The 13,081-nt window shown below is 68.4% G+C and carries 8 protein-coding genes, 2 pseudogenes and 2 CRISPR repeat arrays (1 of these 12 only partly in view); of the genes and pseudogenes, 9 read left to right on the top strand and 1 reads right to left on the bottom strand.

Features of this window, described 5'->3' with window-relative positions; all coding sequences use genetic code 11:
* Window positions 1–9: 9 nt before the first annotated feature.
* Window positions 10–1,167: pseudogene (locus tag ACIQAK_RS10855) on the bottom strand (FAD-dependent monooxygenase).
* A 75-nt stretch (window positions 1,168–1,242) separates the two neighbouring features.
* Here ACIQAK_RS10855 and ACIQAK_RS10850 point away from each other — a divergent pair.
* The 9 genes and pseudogenes from ACIQAK_RS10850 to cas2 form a co-directional block, all read left to right on the top strand.
* Window positions 1,243–1,797, top strand: a pseudogene (locus ACIQAK_RS10850) (TetR/AcrR family transcriptional regulator); the annotation flags it as partial.
* A gap of 9 nt (window positions 1,798–1,806) precedes the next feature.
* Window positions 1,807–2,689: a CRISPR direct-repeat array (repeat unit 29 nt; unit sequence GTTGCGACCCCTCCGGGGGTGATGACGAC).
* 386 nt (window positions 2,690–3,075) lie between these two features.
* Window positions 3,076–3,636, top strand: coding sequence for a CRISPR-associated endoribonuclease Cas6 (locus tag ACIQAK_RS10845; protein ID WP_366388737.1), 561 nt, complete (start codon window positions 3,076–3,078; stop codon window positions 3,634–3,636).
* 74 nt (window positions 3,637–3,710) lie between these two features.
* Window positions 3,711–5,072: a hypothetical protein gene (locus ACIQAK_RS10840; RefSeq protein WP_366388738.1), complete on the top strand. Its 1,362-nt coding sequence runs from the start codon at window positions 3,711–3,713 to the stop codon at window positions 5,070–5,072.
* A 20-nt stretch (window positions 5,073–5,092) separates the two neighbouring features.
* A complete protein-coding gene (cas7i, locus tag ACIQAK_RS10835) occupies window positions 5,093–6,130 on the top strand; it encodes a type I-B CRISPR-associated protein Cas7/Cst2/DevR (RefSeq protein WP_401847917.1) in 1,038 nt (345 codons plus the stop codon).
* A 5-nt stretch (window positions 6,131–6,135) separates the two neighbouring features.
* On the top strand, window positions 6,136–6,816 hold the full coding sequence (gene cas5 / locus ACIQAK_RS10830; RefSeq protein ID WP_366388740.1) for a CRISPR-associated protein Cas5: 681 nt from the start codon (window positions 6,136–6,138) through the stop codon (window positions 6,814–6,816).
* Window positions 6,798–9,227, top strand: coding sequence for a CRISPR-associated helicase Cas3' (gene cas3 / locus ACIQAK_RS10825; protein ID WP_366388741.1), 2,430 nt, complete (start codon window positions 6,798–6,800; stop codon window positions 9,225–9,227). Before cas5 ends, cas3 begins: the two co-directional genes overlap by 19 nt.
* Before the next feature lie 5 nt (window positions 9,228–9,232).
* The gene (locus tag ACIQAK_RS10820) at window positions 9,233–9,754 is read left to right on the top strand and encodes a CRISPR-associated protein Cas4 (protein WP_366388742.1); all 522 of its coding nucleotides are present in this window, start codon (window positions 9,233–9,235) and stop codon (window positions 9,752–9,754) included.
* The gene (gene cas1b / locus ACIQAK_RS10815; protein ID WP_366388743.1) at window positions 9,754–10,734 is read left to right on the top strand and encodes a type I-B CRISPR-associated endonuclease Cas1b; all 981 of its coding nucleotides are present in this window, start codon (window positions 9,754–9,756) and stop codon (window positions 10,732–10,734) included. Before ACIQAK_RS10820 ends, cas1b begins: the two co-directional genes overlap by 1 nt.
* Window positions 10,735–10,746: 12 nt before the next feature.
* Window positions 10,747–11,004: a CRISPR-associated endonuclease Cas2 gene (cas2, locus tag ACIQAK_RS10810; RefSeq protein ID WP_366388744.1), complete on the top strand. Its 258-nt coding sequence runs from the start codon at window positions 10,747–10,749 to the stop codon at window positions 11,002–11,004.
* A 103-nt stretch (window positions 11,005–11,107) separates the two neighbouring features.
* Window positions 11,108–13,081: direct repeats of the CRISPR family, unit length 29 nt; unit sequence GCCGTGATCACCCCCGGAGGGGTCGCAAC; it runs 686 nt beyond the window's last position.

Here is a 13,081-nt window from a genome sequence, read left to right as displayed (position 1 = left end):
CGAGCCGGATCAGTTGAGCGACGGCGGGACCCAGGCGTGATGACGCAAGATCATACGTGTGGCGATCCGGGACGGTGTCAGTCGCATCGCCGCGTTCCGCAGGGTGACGGCCAGCGGGTGGGACAGTTGCTGGCCCATGCTCCCGGCCTGCCGGGCGGCTCGTGCGACGGCCTGGCTCCGCGGCCGGCGCTCGGCCTCGTAGCGGGCGAGCGCGGCCTCGACGGTGGATTCGGCACCGAGGGCAGCGGCCAGCGTGACCGCGTCCTCCAGTGCCTGGCAGACGCCCTGTCCGAGGTTGGGGGTCATCGTGTGGGCCGCGTCGCCGAGCAGCGCGATCCGGCCGACCACATAGGAGGGGAGAGGCGTGCGGAGTTCGTTCACGTCGTGATGCAGCACGGCCTCGGGCCGGGTCGCGTCGAGCAGAGCGGGGATCGGGTCGTGCCAGGTGTGGAACCGCCGGCGCAGTTCGGTCAGCGGGTCGGCGAACCGCGTCCGGACGGGAAGGCTGAGGACGGCGTGCCACTCGGCCCTCCCGTCCAGGAGCGCGATGTGACCGAACTCCGCGCCCCGGCCCCAGGTCGGCTCGAAGTCGGTACGCAGATCGACCACGTGCTCGGTGATCGCGCGCAGCACCGTCGAGCCGCTGTGGACCGGGCCGGGGTGATCCGGGAGGAGTTGGCCGCGGACTGTGCTGCCGATACCGTCGGCGGCCACCACCAGATCGGCCTCCAGGACCGTGGTGCTGTAACCGACGTGAACCGTCCCCGGGCCGACCTGCTCGACCGTTGCCGCCTCGGAGCCCGTCGCCAGGGACCCGGCGGGCAGGCCCTCGCGTAGCAGCCGGTGCAAGGTGGAACGGGGAATACCCATGATCGGCGTGCCCACCGCCTTCTCCAGTGCCGAGCCGTCCATCCGGGCCAGCCAGCCACCCCGGGGCGTCCGGGTGCCACCGCTGTACTGGCCCCGCGACGCGTCCCGGACCGCCCTGCCGACGCCGAGTTCGTCCAGTGCCCGCAGGCCGTTGGCAGCCAGCGAGATGCCCGCCCCCGCGTCCTAGAGCACGGACGAACGCTCAAGGACCGTCACGTCCCAACCGAGGCGGTGCAGCCCGATCGCGGCGGCTAGCCCGCCTATGCCTCCCCCGACCACCACTGCCGTGCTGCCCATGCCCGAGCCCCCTTTTTTTTCTACACTTGTAGAAACGGACTCTATCCTGAGTCACTACGGGTGTAGAAAGGGGCCATGGCTTCCGATCGGCGCACTCTTCTGGCAGACGCAGCTCTAGACGTCCTTGCCGACGAAGGGATGCGCGGCCTGACCCACCGCGCCGTCGACCGCAAGGCAGCCATGCCACCCGGCACCACCTCGGCCTACTTCCGGACCCGCGCCGCGCTGTTGACCGGACTCGTCGCCCATCTGGTCCGGCTCGACCAGGCGGAACTCCACGCGACGGCCGACAAGTTGCCACCTCTGCGTACCGTCGAAGAGCTGGTGGACGGCATGGTGACGCTCACCCGACAGCGGCTCACCGGCGAGGGCCGCCGACGCTCGCTCGCCCGCCACGCTTGCGCCATCGAGAGCGTGCGCGACAAGGAGCTGCGCGAGATCCTCGTTCCCCGTGAGAACGCCGGCCGCGAGGCCGTCCGGCTGTTCCTCGCGGAGCAGGGCGTGACGGACGCCGAGAACCGCACTCACACTCTGCTGACCTGCGTCGACGGACTGGTCTTCGACCGACTGGTGAACGGCGGCGACGTACAGCGCGAGGCGCTCGAAGGGCTGGTCGCCGCCGCGCTTCGAGGGCTACACGTTGCGACATCTCCGGGGGTGATGACGACCAGGGGCAGGCCGGCTCCTGCGTCCGCTGCGGCGTGTTGCGACCCCTCCGGGGGTGGTGACGACCGGCTGCCGAGGTGGCTGAAGAGGTCGGGCAAGTCGGGTTGCGACCCCTCCGGGGGTGATGACGACCAGTCCGCGCCGTCCAGCAGCGCCGTACCGATGTCCGGGTTGCGACCCCTCCGGGGGTGATGACGACACATGACCACGCCCACCCGCCCGGTACTCGACCAGTGTTGCGACCTCTCCGGGGGTGATGACGACTCGGCGGCGATGGCTGCGCGCTCGTCGCGGCGGGCGGGTTGCGACCCCTCCGGGGGTGATGACGACGCCTCCCCCAAAGGTACGGGCCGCATTGCGCCAGGCGTTGCGACCCCTCCGGGGGTGATGACGACGCGGCGCAGGGTCAGGCCGTCGTCCTCCCAGGCGTGGTTGCGACCCCTCCGGGGGTGATGACGACCGGGCGGGGTCATCGTCCTGTCGAAGGACAACCAGATGACGTTGCGACCCCTCCGGGGGTGATGACGACCTGCCCGCACGGCGATGGGTCAGGCGATCGGTACGGGTTGCGACCCCTCCGGGGGTGATGACGACTCCAGCCCGGCAGCGGTATGGATCGCGTCGATCAGGTTGCGACCCCTCCGGGGGTGATGACGACCCCGAGGAGCAGGGCCGATGAGCGACCACGGATACACGTTGCGACCCCTCCGGGGGTGATGACGACGGGTGAGCACACGGACCCCTGCGAGGTGCAGGCTGGAACGTTGCGACCCCTCCGGGGGTGATGACGACTTCACGGAGGACGGTTTCGGTGAGCCCGGTCGACGGTTGCGACCCCTCCGGGGGTGATGACGACCCGAGGGTAAAGCCCCTGGTCACCAAAGCTCCGCTCCGGTATCCCAGGGCGGATTTTGCAGCGACCTGACGGTAGTGCATCAGCGCTGGTCAAGGCACCGGGGCCGGATGACGGGAAGCCGCGCGGAGGAGTTGTCAGTGGCGTCCGCCAGGTTACGACTTTCAGTGGTCGAGCCGAGAGGCGGTACCACGTGAGTACGGCGGTATTGCTCTATAGCATGTTTTACAGAATCTCGTGACTAATTGCGAGACAGCGGCATCCTCATTCCTTTAGTCGGCTACTTTCTGTGCTGTCGTCGCCGATCAACACGGCGCCACGGCATGGATCAGTAGCGCTCTGGGGGTGCTGTGCGGGTCAGAGTGGACGTTGGCGCGGATGTGCCGAGCATGGGCTGGGAGCACGTGCACGGGCCGGCGCGCGCAGTGATGTACGAATTGCTCAGCAGCCAGGATGCGGCCATGGCCAAGTCCTTGCACGATGAGGGCTGGAGAGGTCAGCCGCTCAAGCCCCTGGGCCTGACGGCACCTCAGTTCAAGGGCGCGCCCAAAAAGCGTGGGGTCTACACGACGTCGCGGGACGGGTCCGTTTGGCTGGGGTCGCCGGTGCCGGAGATCGCGGCGGTTCTGGTATCGGCGCTTGCTTCTCGTACCGAGATCGTTTGGGGTCCGGCACGGTTGAAGGTGCGGGGCTTCACTGTTGACGTCGGGGCTTCGGCGCCGGATGGGCCGGTGGAGATGGAGACCGCGACTCCGGTCGTGGTCCTCCCGGCGCCGAGTGGATTGCGCGTGCTTGAGGCGGGGCCCCGTCGGCGATTCACCGTGCGGGGGGCGCCGCGAATCGGCGCGCAGGTCCGGGTGGCCATGGAGGCCGACCCCCGGTTCGTGGAGGCTCTGCGGTCCTGGGGGCTCGGGCTGGACACCCTCCAGGGCTTCGGGTGGATCCGGTGAGCGCGTTAGCTGTCGACGTCCCGCGGCTCGCCGCGACGAGCCACCCGCTCCAGCGCGCGGGTGCCTGGGCAGTCGTGGTGCTGGCCGACCGGGCAGACCTGTCCGAGATCACTGAAGCTGACCTGGACGCCGTGGCCACCCGGCTGGTCGAGGATGTGACGGCCGCCGCCGTGGCGCCGAAGGATTCGGCCGCGTACGACTGGTGGAAGGTCCTCTTTGCGCTCTACCCCAACTCCAAGGCCACACACAGCAAGCGGCACCGCGACCGTGGTGTCCTCGAGCCGGAGATCGCGGGGCTCTTCGTGCCCGATCCTCCGGCCTCCCCGATCTGGCCTTGTACGTTCTGTGGTAGGCCCGCCGCTGTGGCGTGGACGAAGTCGAACCTGCCGATGTACGACACGAACAAGGCGCTCAACACCTTGCCGCCAGGCGTCGCCGGCTGGCCGATTTGCCGCGGCTGTCGTATCGCCACCTGGGCCCTGCCGTACGGAGCGTGGGTTACCGCCGGGTCGGCGACCGTGCTCTCCTGTGAACAGGATGCGGTCGAGCGCGAATTCGTCGTTCGCAATGTGCTGCGTGCCAAGCGGATCATGCAGCTTGGGTTCGGTGGCCTCGGAGCTGGGGCTCGGCCCGAGGCAGTGGTCCTGCGGGCCCTGAAGTCCTTGGGGCCGGATCTGTCGGTCGCCGGATCCGCGCTGTGGAGTTTCAAGAACGACAACCAGGAACCGTGGCTGCGCGTGACACGGACCCGTCGTGCCGTGCCCTTCTTCCTGGCGACAGTGGAAGGCAACGCCGGGCCGCGGCGCGGGTGGCGGTTGCTGGAGCTGGCCCTGACCCGGTGGGACAAGGACGGGCAGCTGGTCACGAGCGGGTCTGCTGAGGCGGCCAGGTTGCTGTTCGAGGCCGAGGACGGCCGTAGTCGGTCACTGCTGTTGCAGCTTCACTTCCTTCTGGACGAGCCGAACAAGTCTTGGAGCCTGCGGAATCGTGCGGCCCTGACGCGACTCGCCTTTACCTACGCCGAGGAGATTCTGGGCATGAACCCGGACCTGAAACCGGTGGCGACGGTGATCGCCGACTGGATCGAGCATGGGAGCGGTGCTCCGAGGGGGCGCCTCGCCGAGTACCGAAATGTCGCCCTTAGCGATTACAAGCTGGGCGCCCTGCTGATGCAGGCGCATTTCCGCCTGACCCTTGACGGCCGGGATGTGAAGGCCGGCCCCGAGGACTGGCGGCCGTTGATCCAGCAGCGTCCGCGCGCCTGGGAGCAGCGCATGCTGCTGTCCGCCACCGTGCTTGAGCTCCTTCAGGAGCGGGGCGTGGCAGTGAACGAATCGCCTGCCGATCCGGACGGCGAGGCCCGCACCGAACTCCTCATGGAGCGGCCGCTACTTGGCGGCGAAGACGATGATGACGATGACTTGGGAGCTGCATAGTGGCCTACCTGGCAGGGAAGATGGTGCTCGCCGTCGAAGCGGGCGCGCCCAACAATGGCAAGGGTGAGGACACCAAGGCCAGGGTCAAGTACGCGCGGATCCGCGGCAGGCACTACCCGTACATCTCCGCTCAGGCCGTACGGCGCTGGACACGTGACGGCATGGTCGAACTCGGCTCTGTGCCCTCACCGGTGACTCGCGTCGGTAAGGCGCAGAACAAGGCGCAGAAGGGCAACACCGACGCCAACCCTGTGCGTTACGCCGACGACGACCTGTTCGGCTACATGAAGGCGGGCGCCAAGAAGGACGGCGCCGCCACCACGCTACGGGACAGCCCGTTCATGCTGGGCACCCTCATGTCGGTCGAACCCGCCTATCCCACTGAGGACTTCGGCGTGATGTCGCGTGGTGTGTCCGAACCAGTTCTGCATGGACACGAGTTCTACACCGCTGACCTGGCCGCTCCGTTTCTCTTGGATCTGCCGAGGATCGGTACGTTCACCCTGCCCGATGCCGGAGGCGTGGGCCGCCCGAACTACCTCAGCGAGGAAGAGGCCATGCAGGTTGCTGAAGCAGCTCAGGCCGGCGCCTCGCCGGGCATCTTCCGTGACCAGCCGGCCATCCGGTTGCCGATCGAGGAACGCCGCAGCCGCGCCGCCCTCCTCCTGGAGGCGCTCGCGCACCTGAGCGGCGGTGCCAAACAGGCCCTCCACTATGGGGACCGCGTCCCTGCCCTGCTGGTGATGGTTCCGTTCAAGGGAGGCATCAACCCGCTGGCCCACTGTGTGGACGGGCAGGAAGGGGCCGGCCTGAGGGTGCGGGGTGAGGTGCTGCGCAAGGAGCTGAAGGCATGGGACGGTGAATGGGAGGCCCCGGTGCGGATGGGCTGGCGCCCCGGCTTCCGCGACCTGATGCGGGAGGACTTCGAGAAGGAGTGTGCCCAGGAGATCAAGGACGGCACCATCGTCATCGACCACCCCCGCACGATCCTTCGCGATCTGGCCGCCGAATTCCGGGACGGCCGGCTGGACGGCTGGTTCGACGACCCCGCCCGGTGAACCCCATGCCGGTGCAGAGCGCACCCCGAACAGCGTGGCGCGCGGACTTCTGGGCCCCCGTCGCCTCCTTTCGCAACCCTCTCTTTCCCGGGCTCAGTCACGGCCTGCCGCTGCCCCCACCCTCGACCGTACGGGGGTTGCTGGCCGCCGCCACCGGAGAGCGCACCGAGCCTCTGTCCCTTGGCATGGCCGCCCGCTCGGACGGCGCCGGTGTGGACGCCGAGACATACCACCCCATCTCTGCCGACGGCTCCAACCCGGCGGTCTCCGGCCGCGTGCGCTCCATCAAGGGGGGCATGACCATTCGCGACCGTCCCTTCCTGGCTCACGTACATCTCACGATCTGGTTGCCCGGACCGGACGGCGACCGCATTGCGCAAGCACTCCGTCGCCCGCGCTGGCCGTTGCGCCTGGGACGGTCTCAGGATCTCGTCCATCCGTTGAAGCTTCGCCGAACTACGTTGCGTCCGGTGACGGCGGCGACCATCGATCACGCGCTGGCACCGATGGACGGCCATGACGTACCCCAGGCGACCGTGCACCGTATGGCGGCGAGCGTCTCAACGGACCGGCTCTCCACCACATGGTCCGACTACCTGTGGTGTGACACCCCCACCGGGCCGCACCCGGTGCGGGACGCGTACGAGGACGACACAGGACAGGCGGTATGGCTGCTCACCCCCTGACCCCGAGGCTCGCGCCGCGTACCCTCGCCGATGTCCGCGCCAAGTCCGCACCGACACACGACCCTGAGCGGCTGACCACGCACTCCCGCATCGTCCACGACACAGTGGCGCAGATCGAACAACGCGTCGCAACGGCCGGGGTACTGGCCACCGAGCCGGCGTTCTGGGCACGGGTACGGACAGCAGCCCTGCTCCACGACACGGGCAAGGTTGCCGAGGGCTTCCAGCAGCAACTACGGCCCGGGGGACCGTTCTGGGGACAGCGCCATGAGGTGCTTTCCCTGGCCTACGTCGACCTGCTCACCTCCGCAGGGACGTGGAGTGATGAGGACCGGCTGGTGATCGCCACACTCGTCGCCACCCACCACAGGGCCCTGCATGCGGGGAACTCCGCTTCAGGCAGGGGAAAGCAGAGCCTCTCGCAGCTCTACAACTCTCGCACGCGGTGGGCGGAAGCCTTCACCTGCACTCCATGCCCGAACGGAGACTCGCACATCCAGGTCACCCGCAAGCTGCATCGGGAACTCCTCGCCTGGTTCTCCGGCGCCCTGCACATGGACCCGCCCACACTCTCCCCCGACGGTCCCGCGGTGGCAGACCGCGCCCACCGCGTCCTCGACCACCTGCTCACCACTTGGCGCCAACCGGTCGCAGCAGACGAAGGGCTGCTCGCTGTACTCGCCCAGGGCGCCCTCACCCTCGCCGACCATGCCGGTTCCGCGCATGAGTGCCTGCAGACCCACATGCCATTGCCCACCGACTACCTCCAACGGCTCCCTTACCCTCCCTACCCCCACCAACGACATGCTGCAGCCACCGACGGACACCTCATCCTCGTGGCACCCACCGGCAGCGGTAAGACGGAAGCGGGTCTCTCCTGGGCCGCACAGCAGATGCGTACGATGCCAGGCCTGCCCCGCGTCGTCTGGACCCTGCCGTACCGGGCGTCACTCAATGCGGCACGCCGCAGGTTTGCGCGCGACCTGGACCCGGCGCCGGGGAAAGACACCCCGGACATCGGACTCCTTCACGGCACTGTCGCTCACACGCTTCTCGGCGAGGCGGCGGAGGACGAATGCCCTGACGGGGATGCGAGCCGAGACGTCGTACCGACCGCGGCGATGGCCCGCCAGGCGCGGGCCCGTGCCGGCGCTATGCGTCTGTTCACCCAGCGCCTGCGCGTCGCTACTCCGCACCAGCTGTTAAGGGGTGCCATCGCCGGTCCCGCTTACTCCTCCGTACTCCTGGAACAGGTGAACTCGGTCTTCGTCCTGGACGAACTCCACGCCTACGAAGCGGAGGTCTTCGGCCGGCTCTGCGCCGCCATGAGCCTGTGGGAACGGCTCGGCAGCCGCGTCGCCGTCCTTTCCGCCACGCTGGCCCCGCCGATGATTGCACTGATCGAAGAGACCCTCACCCAGCCGGTGAAGTGCCACCGCGCACCGCAGGGCACCAGCCCGGTCCGCCACCGGCTCCTCCTGGACGAGAACCCCCTCACCGTCCCGGAGAGCGTCGCCCGCCTGCGTGCCTGGCTGGAAGAGGGGCACAGCGTGATCGTGGTTGCGAACACGGTGGCTACCGCGCAGACCCTGTATGAGGAGCTGGCGGTTTGCGCCCGGGCCTGTCTGCCCGATGACCCGCACGCCGCCCTGCTGCTGCACTCACGCTTCAGGCACGGCGACCGTGACGCCATCGAGGGGAACTTGCTGCGACGCCATCCCGAACGTGTCGCGGGTGGCAGCCGCTCCCGCCGAGGCGGACTGACCATAGCGACGCAGGTGGTCGAGGTGTCCCTGCAGCTGGACTTCGACCGTGGGGCTGTGGAGAACGCGCCGATCGAAGCCGTGGCTCAGCGCGCGGGGCGCGTCAACCGCCGAGGCCTGCACCCCGAAGGGGCCGTGGAATTCCGCGTCCACCGTACGCCGGCCGGTCGGCCGTACGAGGACGCCGCTGTCGCCGCATCTTGGGAAGCGCTGACCACACTCGCCGCGGAGGGCAGGGAAACACTCAGCGAAGAAGACATCGACACGCTCCTCCGCCTGGCCTACGACACCGACTGGGGCAGGTCCTGGGAGGCGAAGGCTCGCCGGGCGCGGGACGACTTCGCCAGCACCTTCCTCACCTTCACCGATCCGTTCCACGACCGGACCGAGTTCGCCGAGAAGCTGAGTGAGCAGTTCGACAGCACCGAGGTGCTGCTCCGTGAAGACATCGACGAGTACCGCGACCTCACCACCGGAGAGGAGGGCCACCCGCTGCGCGCGACGGGTCTGCTCATCCCACTCCGGTACGGCCAGCTCAAGACGTACAACGCAGAGTTCGAACGGGAACTGGGAGTGCATGTGATCGACGGTGTCTACGACGCGGCTACGGGGCTTGAACCACCGCTGGAGCCGGAGACCATCCTGTGACCACTGTGACGACTTCCGCCGGCGGGGCAGGGGATGAGGAAGTCCAGCTCGGCGGCGTCCACATCAAGTATCTCCATCACTGTCCGCGTCAGCTCTGGCTCTACACCCGCGGCTACCGGCCTGAGCAGCGCAGCGACCTCGTCGCGTTCGGCGAAGTCGTCGATGACACGAGCTTCTCGCGCCGCCGCGACATCGACCTCGGTGAGGCGAAGATCGACTGGGTCACCACCGGCGCCATCGTCCATGAGACCAAGTCCTCGCGGGCTCCCTCACCTGCCCACGCTGCGCAGGTACGCCACTACTGCCTCCTGCTGGAGCGCCGGGGCGTCGCCGTACGCGGTGGAACCGTCCACTACCCCTTGATCCGCCGCACCACCGACGTTCCCTGGGACAGCACCGCCCGCACCGAAGCCGAAGATTCCGAGGCCCGCGCCCGAGTCACTATCGCAGCCGAAGAACCACCGGCCCGTCTTGCCCGCGCCAACTGCCGCCGCTGTTCCTACCTCGACTACTGCTGGGGAGACTGATGCCCGCCGTCGGCCGCACCTACTGGTTGACCGAACCCTGCCGTATTCGCCGCGAGGACAACAGCGTCCGCATCGAGCGAGCCGACGGCAACCCGGTCCGTATCCCCATCACCGATATCCGCGACCTCATCACCTTCGACCATGTCGACATCAATACATCAGCCCTCTCCCTCCTGAGCCGTAACGGCGTCGCCCTCCACGTCCTGGATCACTACGGCAACCACGCCGGGCACTTCAGCCCTTCTGAATCCATGTCGTCGGCCAGCGTTGTACGGAGGCAGGTGGAGATCACCGGCTCTCCCGAGCACCGTGCGGCGACCGGCCGCGCGCTCGTCCTTGCGACAGCGGAGAACCTCCGGTGGGCGCTGGACACCGACATCCTGAACCCGGCCCTCCAATCACTGCGCACCGCTCTGCCTGAGTGCCGCGACAGCGACGCGATCATGGGCCAGGAAGGCAACTTCCGCCGAACCGCCTGGGCCGTCCTCGACACCCAGTTGCCGGCCTGGCTCCGCCTCAACGGCCGCACGCGCCGCCCACCGACCAATGCTGGCAACGCCTTCGTCAGCTACCTCAACACGCTCGTCTACGCCCGCGTCCTCACGGCTCTGCGCACCACACCGCTGCACCCAGCGATCGGCTTCCTGCACGCTGACACCGACCGCCGCCGCAACACCCTCGCGCTCGATCTGGCCGAGCCGTTCAAGCCCCTCTTCGCCGAGCGGCTCCTGAAACGGGCGGCTGCCCAAAAGAGGCTGAAACCGTCGGATTTCGAGACGGACGTGGCCCGTGCTTCCCTCAGCAAGGATGGCCGCAAGAAGGTCGCCGCCCTCGTCAAGGAGGAGTTGGCGACGACGGTCTACCACCGCACTCTCAAACGCAAAGTCAGTTACGAGGAACTCATCCATCTGGAAGCACTCAAGATCGTCCGGATGTGTCTGGAAGACCGGCCCTACAAGCCCTTCCGGCCCTGGTGGTGAGCGGCCATCTTTGTGATCCTGGTCTACGACACCGCGGTTGAACGTAACCCGAAGGTCCTCAAGACGTGCCGAAAGTATCTTCATTGGACACAGCGAAGCGTCTTCCAGGGCGAACTCAGCTCAGCGCAGTACCGAGCGCTGATGGCTGCGCTGAAGACCACGATCGACCCGGACTACGACAGCATCGTCACGTACGCCGCCAGATCCCCCGACATGATCGAATCCACCACCCTGGGGGTTGACCTGGGCGGCCCCGGCGACATCCTCTGAACCGCTGTGACCTGGGCTGATGCACTACCGATGGACTGCTGCACAACCGGTGCCGAAGAGGGGCTAGAGGGGGGCCGTGACCTGCGACTTTACCCTCGGGGGGGCCGTGATCACCCCCGGAGGGGTCGCAACCCGAACTCGACATCCGCTGGACCGGCACCGACGAGGGCCGTGATCACCCCCGGAGGGGTCGCAACGCAGGCCGCAGCGCGACGCCCTCGGGGCCGCCCCGTGGGCCGTGATCACCCCCGGAGGGGTCGCAACCGGACTTCTTCGGCTACGAGGCGGCCCTGGTGTTCGGGGCCGTGATCACCCCCGGAGGGGTCGCAACTCGTCCGGAGACTCCAGGCAGGTCTCCGGATCGTGGGCGGGCCGTGATCACCCCCGGAGGGGTCGCAACACGATCGACTACGCACTCAAGAGCATCTGTAAGCGGGGGCCGTGATCACCCCCGGAGGGGTCGCAACGTGATGGCTCGGGACCGGCCACGCTTGGAGGGAGGGGCCGTGATCACCCCCGGAGGGGTCGCAACATGATCCGCGGCATGAGCATGCCGCCGGTCAGGCCCGGGCCGTGATCACCCCCGGAGGGGTCGCAACGCCCTCAGCCGGTTGTAGATGCGGTCACCGGTGGTCGTGGGCCGTGATCACCCCCGGAGGGGTCGCAACCGCTCGCCTGGTGGGAACTCCTCCAGGACCCCGGCGAGGGCCGTGATCACCCCCGGAGGGGTCGCAACTGGCCGACGACGATGTCGGGCCGCACGTCGCGGAGGGCCGTGATCACCCCCGGAGGGGTCGCAACGGACGACGGGGCACGACACCGGGCCAGACCGCGTCGGGCCGTGATCACCCCCGGAGGGGTCGCAACCCGTAGCCAAGCATCCGCGGCGTTCCCGCCGCGAGGGCCGTGATCACCCCCGGAGGGGTCGCAACGCGCGTACGCCGCCCGCGACCCCGCCGACTGCTCCCGGGGCCGTGATCACCCCCGGAGGGGTCGCAACTGGTTGTCGATCCACACGAACCCGGCGGACACGATGGGGCCGTGATCACCCCCGGAGGGGTCGCAACTCAACGGGCTCGGGCTCAGCGCCCGCAACGCGCTGGGGGCCGTGATCACCCCCGGAGGGGTCGCAACGTAGCGTGCGGGAGCACTGAGCGTGATTCCGCGGTGGGGCCGTGATCACCCCCGGAGGGGTCGCAACTCGTTGAGGGGCTGGTCGGTATTGGTCAGCGGCAGGGGCCGTGATCACCCCCGGAGGGGTCGCAACAGGAGCGCGAGGAGCACACCTCGCTCCGCTACCGGGGGCCGTGATCACCCCTGGAGGGGTCGCAACATCTCCTCCCGCACAGCCGCCAACTCAGCACGGGCACGTGCCGTTATCACCCCTGGAGGGGTCGCAACTCGCCGAGAGCGACGCGATCATGCGCACCGACGTCGAGTGCCGTGATCACCCCTGGAGGGGTCGCAACGCGTGCAGGGTCCAGGGCACCAGCACGATGGCCGTCAGTGCCGTGATCACCCCTGGAGGGGTCGCAACATGTCTGTGATGATGCCGCCGAGGCTGGAGACGTCCAGTGCCGTGATCACCCCTGGAGGGGTCGCAACCGCGTCCGCGAAGGCGATCACGTGCAGCCGGGTCGTGGTGCCGTGATCACCCCTGGAGGGGTCGCAACGCATGCACCTGGTGTGGGAAGAGGGAACGCCGTACCGCAGTGCCGTGATCACCCCTGGAGGGGTCGCAACCTCACGCTCTGCGGTCTGACGGGCGGTCTCAGCGGCGTGTGCCGTGATCACCCCTGGAGGGGTCGCAACAGCAGCGTCAGGCCACCAACGGCGACTGATCCGGCGTGCCGTGATCACCCCTGGAGGGGTCGCAACGAGAGCCTCCAGGTCTTCGCGTGCGGTCTGATCGGGTGCCGTGATCACCCCTGGAGGGGTCGCAACGGGGAACGCAGGGCGGTGTCCCAGCGCAGCCACAGGGTGCCGTGATCACCCCTGGAGGGGTCGCAACGCGCAGGGCAACTCTGGGGCCTGCCCAACGACCTGAGTGCCGTGATCACCCCTGGAGGGGTCGCAA

It is taken from the genome of Streptomyces sp. NPDC088706 (genome assembly GCF_044752765.1).
GTDB lineage: Bacteria > Actinomycetota > Actinomycetes > Streptomycetales > Streptomycetaceae > Streptomyces.
This window is presented reverse-complemented; position numbering and strand designations above follow the sequence as displayed.

Excerpts from the sequence above, each read along its gene's own strand:
- cas3 (WP_366388741.1), top strand. The coding sequence starts at position 6,798 with ATGGCTGCTCACCCCCTGACCCCGAGGCTCGCGCCGCGTACCCTCGCC.
- cas1b (WP_366388743.1), top strand. The coding sequence starts at position 9,754 with ATGCCCGCCGTCGGCCGCACCTACTGGTTGACCGAACCCTGCCGTATT.
- cas5 (WP_366388740.1), top strand. The coding sequence starts at position 6,136 with ATGCCGGTGCAGAGCGCACCCCGAACAGCGTGGCGCGCGGACTTCTGG.
- cas7i (WP_401847917.1), top strand. The coding sequence starts at position 5,093 with ATGGTGCTCGCCGTCGAAGCGGGCGCGCCCAACAATGGCAAGGGTGAG.
- ACIQAK_RS10845 (WP_366388737.1), top strand. The coding sequence starts at position 3,076 with ATGGGCTGGGAGCACGTGCACGGGCCGGCGCGCGCAGTGATGTACGAA.